The following is a 20,804-nucleotide window of genomic DNA, read 5'->3' as shown; positions in this document are numbered from 1 at the left end:
ATCATAGTGTTATGAACAGTGTGATTCCTGATTGTTTTTGTATATCTGTATATAACAAAAAAGACTGACAGAAATCTGCCAGTCTTTTAACTAAATAGCTCATCAGGGAGTCGAACCCTGGATGCCGGTGTGAAAAACCGGAGTCTTAACCGCTTGACCAATGAGCCAATATTACTTTGTTGCCTCAACAACATAAATAATAATACCAGCTTCACCAAACGTTTGCAAGCTTTTTTTATAAAAATTCCAATTTATTCAAATTCCGCATTCTTTACCATCGTTGCTGTGATTGTATCTAACAATAATTGGTTTAAACCACCTTTTGTTAATACATCAAAACCAGCTGCAGTTGATCCACCAGGAGTCATCACTTCGTTAGCTAAGTCTAATGGTGTTTTCTTTTCCTGAGTCATATGCCGAGCAGTTCCGGCAACTGTTTGTTCTGCTAGTTTAGCCGCTACCTCATCAGTTAATCCTTTGGCAATTCCGACTTCTTTTAAGGCCTCCGTAAATGCAGCCACAAATGCTGGGCCGGAACCCGCGATAGCACTAGCAATACCAAATTGTTCTTCAGTCAATTCGTCAGTACGACCCAACTCCAAAAACAAAGCCGCTACCGCTCCCTTAATGTCAGCATCAACATGATCATCAAATGCCAATGCTGTATAACCATAATTAACGGCAACATTAACGTTAGGCAAAGCACGCGCAACTACCACTGTATTACCTAGTGCTTTATGTAACTGGTCTAACGAAATGCCACCTAAGACTGAAGCAACAATTACACTTGGCTTAATTAAAATACCAGGTTGTAACTCGCGCGCAACCGCTTCTAATTGTGCCGGTGGCGTGGCCAATACAACCAAATCAGATGTTAGCCATACTTCCAAGGCTGAAGATTTTGCTTCAATGTTTAGTTGCTCCGCAACCTTATAACCAGCATGTGGTGAATAGACAACTTGTTGAATTTCCTGATTACCTGACCAACCCTTAATCATGGCTTGTGCCATATTACCTGCACCAATAAATCCGATAGTTAGCATTTGACACCTCTTTTTTAAATAATTATGTTTATCATAACATAGCCGCAATAAAAAAGAGCTAGACGAATGGCTGAAATTTTGTTTACTATATTGCACAAAATAGACAACCACCTGTCTAACTCTTTTATTTTATGAAAATCCTTCACGTTCAGATAACGAGAACGATTTATTATGATATCGCATCGACATGATCAACCCAACACCAATCATATTTCCAATTAGGGCTGAACCACCTTGAGAAATAAATGGTAATGGAATTCCAGTTAGTGGTACCAATCCGATATTCATACCGATATTTTCAAAAATATGGAACAATAACATCATGACAACACCTGTTGCGATATATGCATAGAATTGATTTGATGAATCAAAAACAACCTGAATAATTTGATAAATGAGCAAAAAGTATAGAATCAGTAGCAGAACACCACCGACAAACCCAAAATTTTCACCAATTACTGAAAAAATCATATCAGACTCACGGACAGGAACATTAACGTGGGAAACATTAAATCCCGTTCCCGTAATTCCTCCTGAGCCAATGGCTTTCATTGATTGCCACAGCTGATAAGCACCATTTGATGTATCATTTTGTGGATTCAACCAGGCATCTATACGTGTAAACTGATAGGCCTTAAAACCCACCTGTTCAAGTAGATGGCGTCCCCAAGTCTGGGTAACGAACAAAATAGCGACAGAACCTAGTGAACCAACAATTGCAATAATGGGTGCAAGATATAACCATGATAGTCCTGAAACCAAAGTCATACCGAATACCACTGCAATAAAGACTAAATTAGTACCAAAATCACTACCATTTACAAGTAATACTGGTAAAGTCCACAACACAATCTTCCATAGTAATCGCCAATCTGATCTCATGGTGTGGTTAGGATTTGAAATATTGTGATCGGTAATTATCCTAGCTAACATAATAATGAAAGCTGGCTTCATAATCTCAGCTGGCTGAAAAGTGATTGGGCCAATAGCAAACCATTTTCCACCAGTACTAGCATAATAAGATTTTGAATAGAAAAATAGCACTGCAATCATTAGTACCATACCAACCGCAAAAGCATATGGTGCGATTCGCCATAACTGTTCAGAATCAAACTGCATGATAATCATGACACCAATGATACCAACGACATAATAAGCTAATTGTAGCAATACCATTCGCGTCACATTAACGCTAGCATCATGGGTTCCAGCGACATACAACGACGCTAAACCAATCAGCGCTAACATCATGACAACGAAAATAATTGACCAATCTATTTCACCACCATCTTTTGAGAAAAAACGTTTGAGCATGTTTCCCCCTTTATTTATTGGTTTATTCAACTAACTAGTGATGCAAGTTAAATTCTGCAAGTAAACTTGCAACTGCATCATCAAAATTATCTGCTGTTGTTTGATGTCCATCAGCAAACGTCACAACAAGTGGTGAATTTTTCTCGTCAACTGTTCCTAATGTCACCTTGTTAATCATAACTTCTGAAATGCTATCATCTAGCTCATTAATTTCAACAGCAACTGGTTTATTTTTTCGTGCCATATTTACCTTCCTTAATTTGCGTGCATGTGAGCAAGCAACATACCTGCTCCCTTAGCGACATTATCTAATGGTTTTTCTGAAATCATAACCGGTACACCCAAATGTTGCGCAATCAATTTATCAACACCTCGTAATAATGCACCACCACCTGTTAGCACAATACCTCGGTCGATAATATCTGAGGCTAATTCCGGTTGAATTCGGGCCAATACTGCGTGTGCTGCTGTCACAATCTGTGTTAGTGTGTCATGCATTGCCTCTTCAACTTCATTAGCATTTAACGTAACTGTTCGTGGCATACCAGTAAAACTATCACGACCACGAACTTCCATTTCTTCTGGTTCATCTAGTGGTGTTGCTGTACCAATCTGAATCTTTATTTGTTCAGATGTACGTTCACCAATCATCAGACCATGATCATTTTTAACCATGTTTGAAATATCCGCGTTCATTTTATCACCAGCAATTCGAATGGACTCTGAAGTCACGATATCACCTAGTGAAAGTACAGCAATATCAGTTGTACCACCACCCATATCAATTACCATCGACGCAATGGGTGAAAAAATATCCAATCCAGCACCAACCGCAGCTACTTTTGGTTCATACTCTAAATAAACCTTACCACCACCAGATTTTTCGGCTGCACCGATAATAGCTTTACGTTCAATACTTGTGATGTTTGTTGGTGCACAAACCATAATATTTGGTCGTGACATAACACCTTTAACATTTAATTTTGACATAAATCGAGACAACATTGCCTCCGTCATATCAAAATCAGAAATAACGCCATCTTTTAATGGACGCACTGCCCTAATATTTCCCGGTGTACGTCCAACCATTTGATAAGCTTCTGTTCCAACGGCTAAAATCTTTTCTGTTTTTGTATCAATCGCCACGACAGATGGTTCATTTAAAATAATTCCTTCCCCATCAACATAAATCAGCACATTTGCCGTTCCTAAATCAACGCCGATTTCTTTGGCCATGAAATTCACCTCTTATTTTTTATCGAGCAAGCTCGTTCAAATTTCTAATTACCATCTTTAATAGTATAAACCATACACACGAAAAAATCTTGAAAAATCCGTATCCGTTATCTTTGTTTGCCGGACCTTATTGAACAAGGTAAAATAAAAGAAAAACATTCGCAAAGGAAATTAGGATAATGAAGCTAACTCTACGAGAAATGGCGACGATTTTAAACGCGCCAATTCAAAATGAAGCAGATGTCGCTGTTACGAGCACCGCATTTGATTCTCGCCAAGTAAAACCTGGTGGTCTCTTTATACCTTTGGTAGCTGATAATGATGGACATAATTACGTTGACGCGGCTGAAAGTAATGGTGCAACCGTTGCTTTATGGCAAGCTGATCATCAAGATGTGCCTAATCATCTGCCAGTCATTATTGTGCCTAACACACTTGCAGCCTATCAACAACTAGCTAGTCACTACCTATCCCAAGTTGATCCTCTAGTTGTGGCAGTCTCTGGTTCAAACGGTAAAACCACAACCAAAGATTTTATTGCTGCGATCGGACAAACAAGTTACAAAACTGTCAAAACTCCTGAAAATTTCAATAATGAAATTGGTGTCCCACAGACTATTCTTTCTATGCCTAATGACACTGAACTGCTAGTGATTGAAATTGGAATGGATCATCCGGGCGACTTAACTTTCTTATCAAAGCTAGTAAAGCCAGATATTGCTTTACTAACAATGATTGGTGAAGCCCATATTGAATTCTTCAAAACTCGTGAGCGTATCGCTGATGGCAAAATGGAAATCATCAACGGCTTAAAGGCGAATGGGCACCTGGTCTTTAATGGGGATGAACCATTATTACTTGAACGAGTTGGTCAACATGCTCATTTATTGCATGATTCATTCGGATTAAATAGTACAAATGATCTATTTGCCAGCGAGATTGACATGACCCCTGTACAAGCCAGTTTTAAAACCAATCAAAGTGCACAACGCTTCACTATTCCAATGACCGGCCGCTATAATGTGACAAACGCCCTTTCTGCGATTACCGTTGGACACTTGTTACACATTTCAGATGAAAAGATTGCCCAAGCCTTAGCTGAGGCGCCAATTACAGAAAATCGTACTGAGTGGTTAGATGGTCAATTTGGCGGTAAAATTCTTTCTGATGTTTATAATTCTAACCCAACTGCTGCAAAAGAAGTACTCCATTTCTTTGCGGACACGCCAACTCAAGGAAAGCGCATTGCCGTCTTAGGTGATATGCTACAGTTAGGCGTTGCATCACCAGCATTGCATGCTAGCCTTATGGAAAACTTGAACCCGGCAAAAATTGCCCATGTTTATTTAGTTGGTGAAGAAATCCAGTCACTTGAAGAGGCCCTACAGCCCATTTATCCAACTGGTACAGTAAAACGATATGCGATTGATGATCCCGAAAGTCTATTGCGGGATCTACTTGCTGACCTAACTCCTGACGATACGATTATGCTAAAAGGCTCACATGGTGTGCATCTAGAAAATATTGTCAATCAATTAAAAAAATAACCACTCTATATAAAAATCAGTTAGAAATTATGTATAAAAATTTCTAACTGATTTTTTGTTATGCCAAATTAAAATATTGCTTTAAGTACACAGCAACACCATCTTCATTGTTCGTTAATGTTTCGGCCTTTGCCACTTTCTTAATCTGCGGAATCGCATTCCCCATTGCAACACCAACTCCGGCTTGTGCAATCATCTCAAAATCATTTTCTTCATCCCCAAACGTCATCACATTATCCAATGTTTCACCAAAATGTGCCATCAATTGTGTTAATCCCCGTGCCTTATTGACATTATTTGGCAAAAATTCCAACAACTCGGCACGCGAAGGAACAATATGCAATAAATCATTTAATTCATCAGGCATTTCTTTGCGAACACGTTGAACGACTTCTGCTGGTGCTGCACACACCGCTTTACCAAATGCTCGATCGGCTGGCAGGTCTTCAAATGAAATATTCGCAAATGGTAAAACTGCCCCCATTGTTGATTCATAATCAGACTTTCCTAGTGTGATTAATGAATAGACCTGCTCTGCCCCAATCACATCAATTGGATAATGCCTGTTCTGCGCGTCATGATATAAAGCAGCCACTTCTTGTTTGCTGATTGTTGTCTGCGCTAGAATATGCTGTGTTTGATTATGTTGAATTAAACCACCATTAAATGTAATGGCATAATCTGTTGATTCAAACAATTCCAACTGTGTTAATAACTTCTGAATGCCTTGAATTGGACGTCCCGTACATAAAACAATGCGCTTGCCCATTTTGTGCAATTGTTTTAAAACTCGTTCATTTTCCTCTGAAATTTCTTTAGCTGAATTTAATAATGTATTATCAAGATCAAGCGCAATTGTTGTAATCATCATTAGCCATCCTTTTAATTATTGATACATTCATTATACCAGTAATCGAAAAAACATTTTTTAGCAAGAAAAGAGCTTGGGACAACTGAAATGTTCCAAACTCTTCTTGCTAAAATTGTATTAATTATACGCCTGTAATTTTTATAGCATAAACGCGTTCCAAAAGTCTGAAGCCTCACTGTAACGCAATTTACGCCATGGGTGTCCTGCGCTTTGCTACGGCCAAAATGACGCAAATCACGTGTCACACCGGCTTCAAAACAACTTTTGTCTCGCTCTTTTTTTGTCTTTTAATTATTGATAATTTTTAAACAGATTTTATGTAATTAACACCATCTGCTGCGGGCGCCTTTGACTTAGCAAAGAAGATAACTAAGACCAAAATAGTTAACACATAAGGCGCAACTTGTAAGTAGACCGCTGGAATTTGGTCAATAACTGGTAATTGTGCCCCGACAATCGCCATCGATTGTGAGAAACCGAAGAATAGCGCCGCTCCCATCGCACCAATTGGATTCCAACGACCAAAAATCATCGCTGCCATCGACATATAACCTTGGCCAACAATGGTTGATGCAGAAAAGTTACCAGCAATTGATTGTGCAAATAATGCACCACCAATGCCACCAAGCACACCTGAAATCAGCACACCTGAATAACGTAACGTGTATACTTTCAGTCCTAATGTATCAGCTGCCTGTGGATTTTCACCTACAGAACGCAGACGCAACCCAAAACGGGTATTGAATAATACCCACGATGCAACAAATGCGATCAAAATAGCTACCCAAGCAGTTGATGATGTTTTTGTAAACAAAACAGGGCCAATAAATGGAATCTTGCTTAAACCTGGTACATTCCAGTAACCAAAGTTTTGTGAAATCATTGAAGTTTGGCCCTTACCATACATTAATTTAATGATATACACACCAAGAGCTGGTGCCATCAAATTCATAACCGTACCTGAAACAATATGATCCGCACGTAAGGTAACAGTTGCCACTGCGTGTATCAGTGAGAAAATTAACCCAATAATGCCACCAGCAATTAACCCTAACCAAGGCGTCACACTACCAAACTGATCTGCAAAAGTTAAGTTAAAGACAACACCTGCAAAGGCTCCCATAATCATGGTTCCTTCCAAACCAACGTTAACGACACCCGCACGTTCTGAAAAAGTACCGCCCAAAGCAGTAAAAATCAAAGGTGCTGAGTAAACTAGTGTACTTGAAATCACTAATTGTAAAATTGTTTCCACACTCATGATTACTTTGCCTCCTTTTGATTAGCTTTTGTTGTTTTCTTTTTCTTCTTACCTTTATCCTTTGAATCGTCTTCATCTAACTTAACCAAAATCAAACGAATCAAATAATTTGCACCAATGAAGAAGATGATCGAAGCTGTCACAACTGAAACCAATTCAGTAGGCACACCTGTCGCTAATGGCATACCTAACCCACCAACTGATAGAACTGAGAACAGGAATGCAGCAAAGACAATTCCTAGGAATGACCCTGATGCTAATAGCGCAACCGCCATCCCATCATAACCAACTTGTGGTGCTGCAGATTGTGAGAAGATATTTAGATAGGTTCCCAACCCTTCTGTTGCACCTGCTAAACCGGCTAACGTACCAGAGATTGTCATCGCTGTAATCGCATTGCGCTTAGCTGACATACCCGCATAGCGAGCAGCATTAGGATTTAGTCCGACTGCTCGAATTTCAAATCCCAAAGTTGTGCGTTTCATGATAAACCAAATGGCAAATAGTGCGACAACTGCAATAATGAAGCCAATGTTTAGTCGTGAGCCACCAGTTAAGTTCGATAAGAAATCCCAACGGAGTGAATCCGAATTACCCAAAGTCTTGGTCATATCTGTCGTAGCCATCAGTTTATTAGGCAATCCTTGGACAATCGCATTACCACCATATAAAGCGATGTAATTTAACATAATTGTTGTAATAACTTCAGAAGCGCCAAACTGTGCCCGTAACCATCCAGGGATATACCCCATAACGGCACCACCAAGCGCACCAATAATTACCGCAACCGGAATTAAAATCCAAGGATTCATCCCTTGATTGGCCAATACAAACCAAGTCGATGCAATCCAACCAACCCAAACTTGTCCTGAAAGTCCAATGTTAAAGAATCCAGCAGCTTGGGCTACCAAAAATCCAGCAGCTGTCAAAATCAAAGGGGTCATTGCCCGCAATACTTCACCAATGTTTAAAGAAGATCCCAGCGCTGACTGAAGTAAACTGATATAGCCCGTAACGGGGTTAAATCCTGATATCAGCATGATGACCGCACCGACCATCAAACCAAAGAACACAGCCAAGCCAGCGACGAGACCAGTACTATATGAATTAATTTTATTCACGAGATCATTCTCCTGCTAATTGTGCTCGAGCATCGTCTAATGACATTCCAGCCATCAACAAACCAAGCTCATTCTTCGTTGTTTCGTTTGCATTCACAATACCAGTTATTTCGCCATGTGAAATAACGGCAATACGATCAGCAACATTCAAAATTTCATCCAATTCAAAGCTAACTAACATCACTGCTTTATTCGCATCACGTTGATAAATTAACTGTTGATGAATATATTCGATTGCACCAACATCTAGTCCACGTGTTGGTTGTGCAGCAATAATAAAATCGGCATTACGGTCTAATTCACGTGCAATAATTGCTTTTTGTTGGTTACCACCTGATAATGAGCCTGCCGTCACTAGCTCATTCACTGTACGCACATCAAATTTCGCAATCAATTCACGTGCATGTTTATTGATAGCTTCGTAATCCAAGACGCCATATTTTGAAAGTGGCCGCTTATAGTAAGTTTGTAATGCGATATTCTCCGCCAATGTCATCTCTAACTCTAATCCGAAGCGTTGTCGATCCTCTGGAATATGAGAGACCCCCGCTTCAGTAATCTGACGAGGTTTTTTATTTGTTAAGTTCTTACCATTTAGCGTGACCTTACCTGATGTGATAGGCAGTAGACCGGTAATTGCTGAAATCAATTCGGATTGGCCATTACCATCAATACCAGCAATACCAACAACTTCACCCGCATGAATATCAAGGCTTAAATCCTTTACCGCAGTTAACCCACGGCTATCCCTAACGGTTAAATGTTCTAATGAAAGAACGGTATCTTTAGGTTGTGCTGGGGTTTTCTCCGTCGCATATAAAGAAACAGACCGTCCAACCATGATATCTGCTAATTCCTGTGATGACACACCTGCTACCGGGAAAGAGTCAATTGATTTTCCACGACGAATAACTGTCACTTGATCAGCTACTGCCTTAATCTCGTCCAATTTGTGTGTAATTAAAATAATTGACTTACCCTCTTCAGCAAGATGTCGCATAATATCCATTAATTCATCAATTTCTTGAGGTGTTAGGACTGCAGTCGGCTCATCAAAAATTAAAATATCTGCACCACGGTACAATGTTTTTAAAATTTCAACACGTTGTTGCATACCAACAGAAATATCACCTGCTAATGCATCCGGATTAACATCTAGTCTGTATTGTTCAGATAATTTTTTAATATCTTGGCTAGCTTTTTTTATATTTAATTTCACACCATTAACTGGTTCAGAACCTAAAATAATATTTTCAGTGACCGTAAAAGCATCCATCAACATAAAATGCTGATGCACCATACCAATTCCTAGTTCCGCTGCCTTAGCTGGACTATCTACTGTAATCTTTTTACCATTAATTAAAATATCACCAGATGTCGGTTGTAATAAACCAGATAATTGATTCATTAAGGTTGACTTTCCTGCACCATTTTCTCCAAGTAACGCATGAATTTGACCACGTCTTACTTGCAGATTAATTTCGTCATTTGCACGAAACTCGCCAAATTGCTTAACTATATTGTGCATTTCTAACACAATTGGCTCATCTGCCATATTCTCTCTCCCTGAAAAAATCTTTCACTTGCTTCTCTATAAAACTCAACATATAAACGTTATTTTACAGATTATTTTTACACATTTCTAGTGTTCATCTAAATATACTTCGTCTTTTAACAATTTTGTCATAAATTAATATTAAAATGCATAATAACAGCAGAAAAAGCCGAACGTTAATCGTTCCACTTCCCCAAATATTAACACCTATTATATTTTACTTCATTTTACTTGGAACTGTGACATCCCCAGATTTCACAGCAGTCTTAGCCTTTTGAACTGCTTGTTTTTCTTTACTATCTAAGTTGTCAGTTGTTAGCCCAACGCCACCATTGTTTAAGCCAAACGTCACTGTCTTGCCCCCAGGGAAATGCCCCTTCATCGCTTGGTTCGCAAGTTTAACAACTGAGCTTGGAATCTTTTTAACCGCTGAAGCTAACGTTAGATTCGATGATTTACCATCCTTAGTTTTGTAATCTCCCTGCGTCTTTTGATCCATATCAACGCCAATTACCCAAGCCTTATGCTTATCATCATCAGTTAACTTCGTGTCAATATCCTTAGCAGACGTAAAGACAGCATTACCGGCAGGACCCGCAGCCTGAAAAATAATATGTGATCCAGATGTATACATGGCATCTGCAATTGTCTTTGACTTTGCAGTATCCGTAAATGACTCGATAAATTGCGAGTCAACTGTCATATTGGGATCAACAGATTTAACACCCGCAATATATCCTGCCTGAAAGGCTTTAATAGTTGCTGAACTCATACCACCAATGAAACCAACCTTCTTGTCACCCAATTCTTGTGCCTTGGTCGCTGCGGCAACACCCGCTAAGTAAGACGCCTCATGTTGTTTAAACATCATTGATGCGACGTTTTTCAACGGCTTTTTGGCCTGATCATCAATCAAAACATATTTTGTGTTTTTATTTTTTTCGGCTGACTCGACTAAAGCATCATTGGTTGCATAACCAACTCCAATTAACAAATCATAATTTGCTGAAACACCTTGTTGAAAGTTTGGGGCAAAGTCTGCATTAGTTTTAGAGGCAAAATAATCGTAACCATTCTTTCCCTTTTGTAAGTGATGTGCTTTCCCCCAATCCGTCACACCTTTCCAGGCAGATTGATTAAATGATCGGTCATCGACACCACCAACATCAGTTATCATCGCAACTGAAAAATCTTTCTTATTGGTACTTGTGTGCTTATTTTGAACCAACGTTGCACCTACACCAGCGACAATGATGACAACTACGCCACCAATCACCAAATTACGACGTGAAACCATGTTCCGTTCTCCTTAATTTTCGTTCTTCTAAATTACAAATACTTATTAGTTAACAATAGGTTAACATTGTTTATATCGCTAATTTCCTTGAATATTATAGCCTTTAGCTACATTATTTGCAATATACAAGCTAGTAGAATCATCAAATTAAGTAAAACGTTTTATGTATTTTTTGATACTGGTTTTGTTTTAAATACGAACAATCAATAAAATGATCTTTAAAACATTTGTTATAAAACGTTTTAAAGACCATTACTAGATAATATTTCTCTGCGACTATTCGTTATTTTTTTAAGTTACAATTAAGTAACAATATTTAGAACGTCTGCTTGAACTTTGAGTTAGCTGGATGGGCTGGTACTTTAATATCACCTTTAATAATTGCCTTTTTTGCCTGCAAGACAGCCTTTTTCTCATCACTATTTAAGTTCTTTGTCGGTACAGAAACACCGCCTTCTTTTAGTCCATAAGCAACAATTTTACCTCCTGGGAACTGATTCTTCATCGCTTTATTCGCAATAAGATGTAGCCCACGTCCGACACCAGTGATTGATGAAGTCAAAGTGAAATTATCTTTTTTACCATCCTTTGTTTGATAAGTTCCCATATTAGATTGATCCATATCAACCCCAATGACCCATACTTTATCCTTTGAATCGGCCATCAAGTCCTGGTTATTATCTTTTGCAGCCGTAAAGACACCATTACCAGTTGCACCAGCCGCCTGGAAAATAACCTTTTCACCCTTAGCCATCATCGCATCGGTAATCGTTTGCCCTTTTGCGGCGTCACCAAATGAATTAGCATATTGCACATCAACGGCCAAATTTTTATCGACGGATTTTACACCTGCAGTGTACCCAGCTTCAAACGCATCAATAATATTACTGTGCATACCACCAACAAACCCCACAGTACTTTGATGCAATGCTTTTGCTTTAGTCGCTGCAGCAACACCAGCTAGATATGAAGACTGTTCAGAACGAAACATGACCGAAACAACATTCTTAGTCTTTTTTTGATCAATGTCATCAACTAAAACATAGTCCGTCTTTGGATTTTTTTTAGCTGATGAAACAGTTGCGTTATGCAAAGAGTAACCAATGCCAGCAATCAAATCATATTTACCTTGCACTGCTTGTTGGAAGTTGGGTGAGAAATCTGCTTGTGATTTAGATTGTAAGTAATTATATCCATCACTACCCTTTTTTAAATCATGCTCCTTGCCCCATGACTGTAATCCTTCCCATGCTGATTGGTTAAATGACTTATCATCGATACCACCAACATCCGTTACCATTGCTACCGTATAATTCTTCTTAGTAGAAGAATTTGAAGAACTTAACATCCCATAAGCAACTCCACCAATGACAACGACTGTTGCGACACCACCTATTATTTTTAATCGACGTGAAACCATACTTTGCCCACTTTCTTAACCGTTTGAAGGTAACATTCTGTTGTTTTTTAATTTATCACTCTTCAAATTATACGGTTACCGAGGTCATTTTTTCAAGCAATTTTTTCGTTATTTAAAACATCAAACACCGTAACATACCTGTATAAAAGGTTTTTTCACTTTATAAGCGAACAATTTTTACAATTAATTCACAACTTGTACGGTCGTTTACCAGCTATCACCCAACCTAACACTATGTTACTAAGCGAATTGATTTTTATAACATCTTTAGTCACTATTGTTTTAGTGACTGATTTTTTTACAAAGCGATTAATATTCCGCTTATCCTTTTTAAAATAACTATGCCTATAATTAAATTAGTTCTATAATTAAGGCAATCCTTATAAGAAGAGTAAGCGAGGGAGTGTGTGTGGCAAATTTTAAAGAAATATTTAAACGAAGTGATGTCCAGAAATTAATTGCTTTAATTTTCATTTTGATTGTTTTGTATATCATTCGTGATTTAATCAGTATTGTATTATTAACAACCATTTTTAGCTATTTAGCTGTCAAAATCGCAAGTAAAATTAATCGTTGGACGAAAATTCCCTATGGTTTTTCAGTGTTAATCTTCTTTATTGTTAGTATCGTTGTTTTTGTTATGGCTTTTACGTTTATCGTACCAACCTTAGTTAAACAATTTGCTGTTATTCCTGACGAAGTTATGAAAGTCGTCAAAAATTTCCCCGATATCAAAAAGTATCTAAATGACACTTATCAAAACCTTGATTTGTTAAATGAACTCACAAAAAACTGGAAGAGCCTGCTCGAAAGTGGTTGGGATACGCTCAATGTCATCGGCAGTGTCCTTTCTAAAGTGTTACTGTCAATTTTTCTTAGTTTCATCTTTGCCATCTCATGGCAAAGATTACGGATTTTCGGTACACAGTTCATTCACTCAAATTATCCAAAATTCTTTACCAATGTCTATGAACTAACTAGCACCTTTGTTTTAATTTTAGGAAGTGTCATTGAAGTCCAGATGATTATTGCCTTTATTAATACAATACTAATGGCTATCGGTCTTAGTTTCTTAAGGGTTCCAAGCATTTTGGTCATGGCTTTGCTGATTTTTATTCTTGGTTTGATTCCAATTGCTGGTGTGCTACTTTCATTAATTCCACTAAGTGTCATCTCGTTTGCAGCACTTGGTTGGACTGGTATGATCGAAGTTTGGATTTTAGTAGCCGTTATCCATCTATTTGAGTCATACTTCTTGCATCCAAGATTAATGGCTACGCGCACTGAGCTACCAATTTTCCTAACCTTTGCAACAATTATCGTGATGGAGCATCTCTTAGGCGCTTGGGGACTAATTATTGGTGTGCCAATTGTCGCCTTTATTCTCAATCTTCTGGGTGTGCAAGAAGCCTCAATATCGAAGCATTCGTTAGAAGAGAAAACGAGATAAAGGTCGTTTTGGACCACATTGATGCTATAAAACTGACAGGTTTATATGAGGCGTACCCCGAAAGTTAAAGTAACTTTCGGGGTTTTTCTTTATGACTAAGATATCAAAACAAACAAAACTTGAGGCAATCCTGGAATATTTTTCAGGGAACAAAAGTAAACAAGAAGTTGCTAAACGTTATGGCATACACTATACGAGTTTCAAGATGCTGTTAGAGGCGTATAAAACACACGGATCTGACGTGTTATTTAATCCTCCAAAACCAACTGGAAAATTTCGAGTTGAATTAGCTTCGTGGGCAATCAGAAATAACGCTTCGAATACTGAAGTTGCAGCTAAATTTGGCTATGTAGGCACCGCTCAAATAGTAAAGTGGAAAGAGATATATTCCAAACTTGGGCCAAATGGGTTATTGTCTATACAAAAAGGACGAAAACCTAAAATGCCTAACAAGAAGCCTAAGTCAGATAAACCGTTGACGGATCAAGAAAATCAACTCGCTCAACTCGAAGACGAAGTTCTTCGATTGAAGATTGAAAATGAAGCGTTAAAATTATTAGCCTCGATTCAGCAACGAACCGACAAATCTCAGAAGTAGCTTGCCGACTCGAGGCGCAATTTAAACTAGTAGATATTCTAAAGGTTCTTCCGATTGCAGAAAGTACAGTACACTACTGGAAACGAAAGTTTAAAAAGGAAGACCCCGATGAGCCACTTCGCGTGGCTATCAGGACGATTTGGGAAGCGGATAATCACTATGGTGTGCGTCGAGTTTATTTAGAGTTGCGAAAGCAACCTGAGTTCGCAAAGGTAAATCACAAGAAGATCCAACGACACATGCATGAGATGGGGTTAAAAGGCGTTGGGTATAACAAGCAATCGCGTAAGTATGATTCATCTAAGGGTCCTGAAGGGAAACGAGTGAAGAACAAGATTCACCGTCGTTTCAAGACTGATCGACCATTACAAAAACTATCTAGTGACGTCACGGAGTTTAAAGTTCCGGCCACTGGAGAAAAAGTATATTTAGAACCAATCCTAGATATGTACAACAACGAGATTCTTACACATTCAATTAGCACCCGTCCGAATCTCGAATTTACCCTACAACCGCTTAATCAGCTCGTAGAGCGAATGCCAGAACTTTCTTATCGAACAACCATTCACACTGATCAAGGTTGGCAATATCGGCACAGATCATGGCGTAAGACGCTGAAGAAAAACCGCATCATCCAAAGCATGTCGCGTCGCGCGACCGCTCTAGACAATGCGGTTATGGAAAGTTTCTTTAATAAATTGAAGGTCGAAATTGGCCCATTGAACAATTATTCATCGGCAAAAGAGTTGATTGACGCAATTAACAATTGGATACTGTATTACAACAACACACGAATTCAAGTAAAATTAAACGGCCACTCACCGGTAGAATACCGACAAATGGCCGCTTAATCAGCTAAAATATTTTACTTTAACTTTTTGGGTACGCCTCAATAATTAAGGCATTTTTTGTCCCAACTTCCACTGTTAATTTTTTTAATTATAAAAAAGACGTTGAATGGTATGTGCCAAATCAACGTCTTTTTACTTTATTCCTATTCCATTAATTAACACCATTATAAACGACTTTGAATACTTCACAAACACAAGGTATTTTTTCATGGAATTGCTTTCCCATCTGCGCATATTCAGACTTGAAAAATTTTTCATGAACCTCGCGCCAATAACTTAATGAGCGATCACCCTCGCCTTCATGATAGGCGTGTTCTGCAGACACTAAATTATAGGGTATCGTTTCTACAACCGTGGTTTGTGTAATACAAACAGGCTGTTTGTCACCGTTTAAAATAATATTATATTCACCGACATAAGGCTTAGGTTCACCCAATTCATAAAGTTCAGCAGCTGAAGTCGTTGCCGTTTTTACGCCTGTAACAGTTAGTTCTGCTAATTCATTAGCTAGTTCAACAGTATATCCGTATGCCCAAGCTGAATACGGTGTTGATGGGTCTAAATGACTAACCCGACAAAATTCTTGCCAGTAAGTTTCAATCTCTGTATTTTGCATATTAAAATCTCCTAGTTATACTTCTTATTAGTGATGTTTCATTTTTAGTTGTACTTTCTGATTAGCAGTAAAATGTCCTAGTACTGGTTGCCCATGCTCAATCATCAAGACGTCTAGTTTAAATAATTTTGGAAAAGCTTTGTAATAGGACCGCGTTAACGACCACTCTAGACCCATGATCGCCATCGCCGTTACAAAGAATGGAATTATTCCTGGCATATATGGCTTTTGTTTAAAAATAAAGTAACTTAATTGCATACCAAAATAACAAATCGCCCAAGTATACAATGCGAATCCTAGGTAAAATATAATTTGAAAGAAGCGACTTCTTTGGTTAAATTTTTGCTTATACCGTACCGCTGTTTTTGTGAAAACTGGTATAACAAATGCTATCCCACCTTCAAATAATGTTGGTGGTACTAAGGTACTGTCTAGTTCTGCATCCGCATGATAGCCCAACCAGTGACACACTTTGTAGCCAAACGTTCGCATTAAGGTATATAACGGAAAGAATAGTGCAACTGATCCGGGTTCAGGCATTCCTTCAAAGTTAACATTCGTATTAATGGTTGATTTTCCTGTAAAAACAACATAAAAAGCTTCAGAATAGGCCATACTAAAGAAAATATTCAATAGCTGAAACACAATAAAACCCATCGTAATGAAAAACACACCCCAACTCTTACTCTTATTTTTTCTCTTAGCCATACACACTCCTCACACAATCCCCACAACTACTCGGATTCTTTTTTCCTGTGTCCCACGACTGGCTGACTATGTTCAGTCATAATCACATCAAGCTTAAAACTTTTGGGAAAGACATTATAATACAATTGCGTTAATTTCCATTCGGTAAACATCATTACCACAATCGTAATATTCATACTTGCTGCACTTGAAAAACTGGTTATTCCAATAAATTCGGTAATGGCATAACAAATTTTCACACCATAATAACAGACCGCCCATGTCCAAGCAACAAAGCCTAAATAAAAGATTGTTTGAAAAAATTTACTGCGTTGTTGATATCTCACCTTATACTTCGGTGACATTTTCCTAAAATCTGACAGAACAATCGCTAATCCACCACCTAACAAAGTAGGTGGCACATATTGATAATTTAGATCTGCCTTGGCATGATAACCAAACCAGTGAATGATTTTATAGTTAAATCCACGCCATAATAAATAAACAGGGAAAAATAATGCCACTGGACCAGCAGTTGGATTGCCATAGTCTGTTTCAGAGGTCATCCCAAGACCTTATGAAAATCCTTCCGCAAACGCTAAACTAAAAAATACATTTATCAATTGGGACAAAGCAAAGAGCAAATTAAACAAGTATTTAAAATCATGTCCCTGATGATTTTTTTGACCCATAATCTCCTCCTTATCTTCTTGTTGCTTATTATAGCGCTTTCACATTATTCTATAAACCAAGCTTAAAATAAAAAGTTGGCACCTATTCGTTGGTCCCAACTTCATTTTCTAACGTTCTTTCAATATTCGATTAAAGCAACCCAGCTTCTTTCAACAACTCCGCTACCCAAGTATCATCAATTTTATGCAATGCTGTTTTTTGAACTAACTTTGGTATATGCAAGTCAATATCAGCTAGCTTCTTTTTATCATTCATATAGTAAATTGCACGCAGTAATGTTCGAATATCATATACTGAATTAAACACCTCCGGCACTGCCCGTTCAACATTTAGTAACGTATATACAGACTCCATTGCTGTTCGAATTGAGTACTCTGTTGTAAAGACCGTGTCACGTGTTGGTGATTCGGCAAAATTACCAATAAATGCCAAGTTCACTGATCCATCTGGTACAACTGCTGGTCGATCACCGGCAACTCTTGGCATAAAGTATGACGTAATAAATGGCATATAAACAGGAACTGTATTAATATTATCCTGTTTTGCCAGTGCTTTAATTTTTGTTTCCGGTACACCCAAATGATATAACCACTCCTGTGTAATTTCTTCACCTGTACTTTCAACAACTGTCTTATCAACAAAGTTTCCCTGTGTGTCGGAATACAAAGCATATAGCCAAACCACAATTTCATTTTCAGTCTGTTGTTTAAAATGTGGTTGACGGTGGACTGCAAAACTCATCAGCCAATTAGAATCTGTAATCGTTACAATGCCACCCGTATTGACCTTATGATCATGTAAATCACGATTCGTTAAACGCTCAATGTAAGGTTCTATCTCGCTATTCTTTATCGTTAGCGTTGCTGCCACATGCCAGCTTTTTTCCGGTAAGTTGTCATAAAATACTGCTGGATGACCAAATTCATTTGATTGTTCGGCAAGATTATTCCAAAGTGTCCAACTGCCACCTAATTCATTGGTAACTGGTGCTGCTTCATAATGAGAACCATATGTGGTGCTCTCAGTAATCGAGCCATTTGTCACAAATATTAAATCATTCGGTGTTAATTGCTGCTCCTTTTGTGCACCATCTACATGCATGAATAACTTACGTGCCGTTTTCGTGCGATCATCATCATTAATATCAACATCAATATTGTCTACTGTCGTATTATATTGGAAGTCGACTCCAAATCCCTCAAGATACTTTATGATTGGTAAAACCATTGAATCATATTGATTGTATCGATTGAATTTCAATGCTTTAAAATCAGGTAACCCATCGATATGATGAATAAAACGCATTGTATAACGGCGCATTTCAATGGCTGAATGCCATTTTTCGAAAGCAAACATCGTTGCCCAATACATCCAGAAATTACTCTCAAAAAATTCAGGTGAGAAAAATTCTTCAATTGTTGTGCGCCCAAGTTTTGATTCCGGTGTCATGATTAACTTGATGAGCTCAACTGACTTCTCATCTAAGGTGTACTGACCATCAGTTGGCACGCGTTGTCCTCGTTTATAAATTAAACGCGTATTTGAAGAATTTGGATCATCTTTATCTAACCAATAAAATTCATCTAAATATGATGCCCCTGGAATCTCTAAAGATGGGATTGAACGATACATGTCCCACATCGTTTCAAAATGATTCTCCATTTCACGGCCACCCCGAGTGACCAACCCAATATTTGGTCGTTCAGTACCATCTAACGAACCACCAGGTACAGACAATTCTTCTAAAATATGAACTTGCTTACCTGGCATTTGGCCATCACGAACCAAGAATACTGCTGCGGCCAAGCCTGCTAGACCACCACCGACAATATAAGCCGACTTTTGATCAACACCGACTGGCTTTCGTGGGTGTGCAAATGCTTCAAAATTACCACTACTGTAATTCATAAATTATTCCCCCTCTTCAATGCAATAAACCATGGTCTTTCAAATCAAAATCTTTAAGAAATACTGCTTAATCCGTACTCCTTACCCCTAGAATACACATATTTAATTAAAATTACACTATACAGAAATGATGATTTTGTTTAACACATTGTTAAATAAAATAAGTAGTATTTTTGTGTTTATTTGTGATTATTTTCACTTTACCTTTTTTGTCTTTTTTGATATGCTTTAAGTGTTTAAATATCAATAAATAATTTGGGGGAAATTACTATGAAAGCAGCCGTTGTCAGAGATAATTGTGATGGATATGTTGATATTAAAGATGTTCAACTACGGGATTTGAAATATGGTGAAGCACTTGTAAAAATGGAATATTGTGGTCTATGTCACACAGATTTACATGTCGCTGCTGGTGATTTTGGTAAAGTACCAGGTCGCATTATTGGTCACGAAGGCGTTGGTAAAGTAACTAAGATTGCTGACGGTGTAACCAGCTTAAAAATTGGTGATCGGGTATCAATTGCCTGGTTCTACAAAGGATGTGGTCATTGTGAGTATTGTACAACTGGCCGTGAAACCCTTTGTCGAAATGTAGAAAATTCAGGATTTAATGTTGATGGTGCCATGGCTGAAGAATGCATCGTCCCAGCGGACTATGCAGTTAAGGTTCCTGAGGGTCTTGATCCAATCGAGGCAACGTCATTGACCTGTGCTGGTGTGACCGTTTATAAAGGTCTGAAGACTGGTGATCTAAAGCCTGGCCAATGGGTTGAAGTTGTCGGTACTGGCGGTTTAGGTAATTTAGCGGTACAGTATGCTCATAATGTTTTTGGTGCTCACGTTGCTGCAGTAGATATTGATGATGCAAAATTAGCCGCTACTAAGGAATTAGGTGCTGATTTAACGATCAATTCTCGCAACGAAGATGCCTCACAACTGTTGCAAGATAAAGTTGGTGGTGTTCACAGTGCCATCATCACAGCAGTTAGTCCAGATTCATTTACAACAGCCGTTAACGCATTACGCCCTGATGGTACGTTAGTCGCTATCGCCTTACCTAAGGGAGATATGGGATTGAACATTTCAAAAACAGTGCTAGATGGTATTAAAGTTGCTGGATCACTAGTTGGTACTCGTCAAGATTTAGCAGAAACATTCCAATTTGGTGCTGAACATCGTGTGAAGCCAATCGTCCACACCCGTAAGCTATCTGAGATTAATGATATCATTGATGAAATGAAGAACAATCAAATTGTTGGTCGTATGGTCATTGATTTCACACACTAATTAACTAATTTATTTCTATCTATAAGAAGGCCGAGACGAAAATGTCCCG

19 protein-coding genes and 1 tRNA gene are annotated in these 20,804 nt (G+C 38.3%); 5 read left to right on the top strand and 15 right to left on the bottom strand.

All coding sequences use genetic code 11. The features are described 5' to 3' along the window. Positions 1-95: 95 nt before the first annotated feature. The 5 genes from ACQ4QH_RS01865 to ACQ4QH_RS01845 all read right to left on the bottom strand — a co-directional run bounded on the left by ACQ4QH_RS01865 (position 96) and on the right by ACQ4QH_RS01845 (position 3,593). A tRNA-Glu gene (locus tag ACQ4QH_RS01865) sits at positions 96-167 on the bottom strand. An 84-nt stretch (positions 168-251) separates the two neighbouring features. Then, complete coding sequence (proC, locus tag ACQ4QH_RS01860; RefSeq protein ID WP_439819088.1) at positions 252-1,043, bottom strand: pyrroline-5-carboxylate reductase; 792 nt, start codon at positions 1,041-1,043, stop codon at positions 252-254. A 129-nt stretch (positions 1,044-1,172) separates the two neighbouring features. Then, positions 1,173-2,357, bottom strand: a complete 1,185-nt coding sequence (locus tag ACQ4QH_RS01855) for an FtsW/RodA/SpoVE family cell cycle protein (RefSeq protein ID WP_439819087.1) — start codon at positions 2,355-2,357, stop codon at positions 1,173-1,175. Positions 2,358-2,391: 34 nt separating this feature from the next. Then, the gene (locus ACQ4QH_RS01850; RefSeq protein ID WP_002828628.1) at positions 2,392-2,601 is read right to left on the bottom strand and encodes a DUF2969 family protein; all 210 of its coding nucleotides are present in this window, start codon (positions 2,599-2,601) and stop codon (positions 2,392-2,394) included. Between the two features lie 11 nt (positions 2,602-2,612). After that, positions 2,613-3,593, bottom strand: coding sequence for a rod shape-determining protein (locus ACQ4QH_RS01845; protein WP_439819086.1), 981 nt, complete (start codon positions 3,591-3,593; stop codon positions 2,613-2,615). Positions 3,594-3,772: 179 nt separating this feature from the next. On the opposite strand from ACQ4QH_RS01845, the gene ACQ4QH_RS01840 reads away from it, so the two are divergent. Beyond that, positions 3,773-5,140, top strand: coding sequence for a UDP-N-acetylmuramoyl-tripeptide--D-alanyl-D-alanine ligase (locus tag ACQ4QH_RS01840; RefSeq protein ID WP_439819085.1), 1,368 nt, complete (start codon positions 3,773-3,775; stop codon positions 5,138-5,140). Between the two features lie 58 nt (positions 5,141-5,198). On the opposite strand, the gene ACQ4QH_RS01835 is transcribed toward ACQ4QH_RS01840, so the two are convergent. The 6 genes from ACQ4QH_RS01835 to ACQ4QH_RS01810 form a co-directional block, all read right to left on the bottom strand. Then, on the bottom strand, positions 5,199-6,008 hold the full coding sequence (locus ACQ4QH_RS01835) for a Cof-type HAD-IIB family hydrolase (protein ID WP_439819493.1): 810 nt from the start codon (positions 6,006-6,008) through the stop codon (positions 5,199-5,201). A gap of 307 nt (positions 6,009-6,315) precedes the next feature. Continuing rightward, positions 6,316-7,272 (bottom strand): ABC transporter permease, encoded by a 957-nt coding sequence (locus ACQ4QH_RS01830; RefSeq protein ID WP_439819084.1) that lies wholly within the window; start codon positions 7,270-7,272, stop codon positions 6,316-6,318. Between the two features lie 2 nt (positions 7,273-7,274). Further along, positions 7,275-8,393 carry an ABC transporter permease gene (locus tag ACQ4QH_RS01825; RefSeq protein WP_439819083.1) on the bottom strand — a complete coding sequence of 373 codons (1,119 nt, stop codon included), beginning with the start codon at positions 8,391-8,393 and terminating at the stop codon, positions 7,275-7,277. Between the two features lie 4 nt (positions 8,394-8,397). Continuing rightward, the gene (locus ACQ4QH_RS01820; RefSeq protein WP_439819082.1) at positions 8,398-9,948 is read right to left on the bottom strand and encodes an ABC transporter ATP-binding protein; all 1,551 of its coding nucleotides are present in this window, start codon (positions 9,946-9,948) and stop codon (positions 8,398-8,400) included. A gap of 217 nt (positions 9,949-10,165) precedes the next feature. Then, on the bottom strand, positions 10,166-11,245 hold the full coding sequence (locus ACQ4QH_RS01815) for a BMP family lipoprotein (RefSeq protein ID WP_439819081.1): 1,080 nt from the start codon (positions 11,243-11,245) through the stop codon (positions 10,166-10,168). A gap of 316 nt (positions 11,246-11,561) precedes the next feature. After that, entirely contained in the window at positions 11,562-12,665 is a 1,104-nt protein-coding gene (locus ACQ4QH_RS01810) for a BMP family lipoprotein (protein ID WP_439819080.1), read from the bottom strand. A 409-nt stretch (positions 12,666-13,074) separates the two neighbouring features. Here ACQ4QH_RS01810 and ACQ4QH_RS01805 point away from each other — a divergent pair, with 409 nt between their 5' ends. From ACQ4QH_RS01805 to ACQ4QH_RS01795, 3 genes are all read left to right on the top strand, one after another. After that, positions 13,075-14,115 (top strand): AI-2E family transporter, encoded by a 1,041-nt coding sequence (locus ACQ4QH_RS01805; RefSeq protein ID WP_439819079.1) that lies wholly within the window; start codon positions 13,075-13,077, stop codon positions 14,113-14,115. A 91-nt stretch (positions 14,116-14,206) separates the two neighbouring features. Then, a complete protein-coding gene (locus tag ACQ4QH_RS01800; protein WP_439818706.1) occupies positions 14,207-14,713 on the top strand; it encodes a helix-turn-helix domain-containing protein in 507 nt (168 codons plus the stop codon). Beyond that, complete coding sequence (locus ACQ4QH_RS01795; RefSeq protein ID WP_439819491.1) at positions 14,668-15,564, top strand: IS3 family transposase; 897 nt, start codon at positions 14,668-14,670, stop codon at positions 15,562-15,564. Before ACQ4QH_RS01800 ends, ACQ4QH_RS01795 begins: the two co-directional genes overlap by 46 nt. 151 nt (positions 15,565-15,715) lie before the next feature. On the opposite strand, the gene ACQ4QH_RS01790 is transcribed toward ACQ4QH_RS01795, so the two are convergent. From ACQ4QH_RS01790 to ACQ4QH_RS01775, 4 genes are all read right to left on the bottom strand, one after another. Further along, positions 15,716-16,180 carry an ASCH domain-containing protein gene (locus ACQ4QH_RS01790; protein WP_439819078.1) on the bottom strand — a complete coding sequence of 155 codons (465 nt, stop codon included), beginning with the start codon at positions 16,178-16,180 and terminating at the stop codon, positions 15,716-15,718. Between the two features lie 27 nt (positions 16,181-16,207). After that, complete coding sequence (locus tag ACQ4QH_RS01785; RefSeq protein ID WP_439819077.1) at positions 16,208-16,888, bottom strand: hypothetical protein; 681 nt, start codon at positions 16,886-16,888, stop codon at positions 16,208-16,210. A gap of 26 nt (positions 16,889-16,914) precedes the next feature. Then, a complete protein-coding gene (locus ACQ4QH_RS01780; protein WP_439819076.1) occupies positions 16,915-17,433 on the bottom strand; it encodes a hypothetical protein in 519 nt (172 codons plus the stop codon). A gap of 256 nt (positions 17,434-17,689) precedes the next feature. Further along, a complete protein-coding gene (locus tag ACQ4QH_RS01775) occupies positions 17,690-19,468 on the bottom strand; it encodes an oleate hydratase (protein ID WP_439819075.1) in 1,779 nt (592 codons plus the stop codon). A gap of 270 nt (positions 19,469-19,738) precedes the next feature. On the opposite strand from ACQ4QH_RS01775, the gene adhP reads away from it, so the two are divergent. Next, the gene (adhP, locus tag ACQ4QH_RS01770; protein ID WP_002828647.1) at positions 19,739-20,755 is read left to right on the top strand and encodes an alcohol dehydrogenase AdhP; all 1,017 of its coding nucleotides are present in this window, start codon (positions 19,739-19,741) and stop codon (positions 20,753-20,755) included. The last annotated feature ends 49 nt before the right edge of the window (positions 20,756-20,804 follow it).

This window comes from Weissella paramesenteroides, assembly GCF_051903945.1.
Taxonomy (GTDB): Bacteria; Bacillota; Bacilli; order Lactobacillales; family Lactobacillaceae; genus Weissella; species Weissella paramesenteroides_A.
This window is presented reverse-complemented; position numbering and strand designations above follow the sequence as displayed.

Coding starts and splice junctions, on each gene's coding strand:
- ACQ4QH_RS01790 (WP_439819078.1), bottom strand. CDS start 16,180: ATGCAAAATACAGAGATTGAAACTTACTGGCAAGAATTTTGTCGGGTT.
- ACQ4QH_RS01785 (WP_439819077.1), bottom strand. CDS start 16,888: ATGGCTAAGAGAAAAAATAAGAGTAAGAGTTGGGGTGTGTTTTTCATT.
- ACQ4QH_RS01855 (WP_439819087.1), bottom strand. CDS start 2,357: ATGCTCAAACGTTTTTTCTCAAAAGATGGTGGTGAAATAGATTGGTCA.
- ACQ4QH_RS01840 (WP_439819085.1), top strand. CDS start 3,773: ATGAAGCTAACTCTACGAGAAATGGCGACGATTTTAAACGCGCCAATT.
- ACQ4QH_RS01775 (WP_439819075.1), bottom strand. CDS start 19,468: ATGAATTACAGTAGTGGTAATTTTGAAGCATTTGCACACCCACGAAAG.
- proC (WP_439819088.1), bottom strand. CDS start 1,043: ATGCTAACTATCGGATTTATTGGTGCAGGTAATATGGCACAAGCCATG.
- ACQ4QH_RS01780 (WP_439819076.1), bottom strand. CDS start 17,433: ATGACCTCTGAAACAGACTATGGCAATCCAACTGCTGGTCCAGTGGCA.
- ACQ4QH_RS01845 (WP_439819086.1), bottom strand. CDS start 3,593: ATGGCCAAAGAAATCGGCGTTGATTTAGGAACGGCAAATGTGCTGATT.
- ACQ4QH_RS01810 (WP_439819080.1), bottom strand. CDS start 12,665: ATGGTTTCACGTCGATTAAAAATAATAGGTGGTGTCGCAACAGTCGTT.
- ACQ4QH_RS01835 (WP_439819493.1), bottom strand. CDS start 6,008: ATGATTACAACAATTGCGCTTGATCTTGATAATACATTATTAAATTCA.
- ACQ4QH_RS01800 (WP_439818706.1), top strand. CDS start 14,207: ATGACTAAGATATCAAAACAAACAAAACTTGAGGCAATCCTGGAATAT.
- ACQ4QH_RS01820 (WP_439819082.1), bottom strand. CDS start 9,948: ATGGCAGATGAGCCAATTGTGTTAGAAATGCACAATATAGTTAAGCAA.
- ACQ4QH_RS01815 (WP_439819081.1), bottom strand. CDS start 11,245: ATGGTTTCACGTCGTAATTTGGTGATTGGTGGCGTAGTTGTCATCATT.
- adhP (WP_002828647.1), top strand. CDS start 19,739: ATGAAAGCAGCCGTTGTCAGAGATAATTGTGATGGATATGTTGATATT.
- ACQ4QH_RS01850 (WP_002828628.1), bottom strand. CDS start 2,601: ATGGCACGAAAAAATAAACCAGTTGCTGTTGAAATTAATGAGCTAGAT.
- ACQ4QH_RS01830 (WP_439819084.1), bottom strand. CDS start 7,272: ATGAGTGTGGAAACAATTTTACAATTAGTGATTTCAAGTACACTAGTT.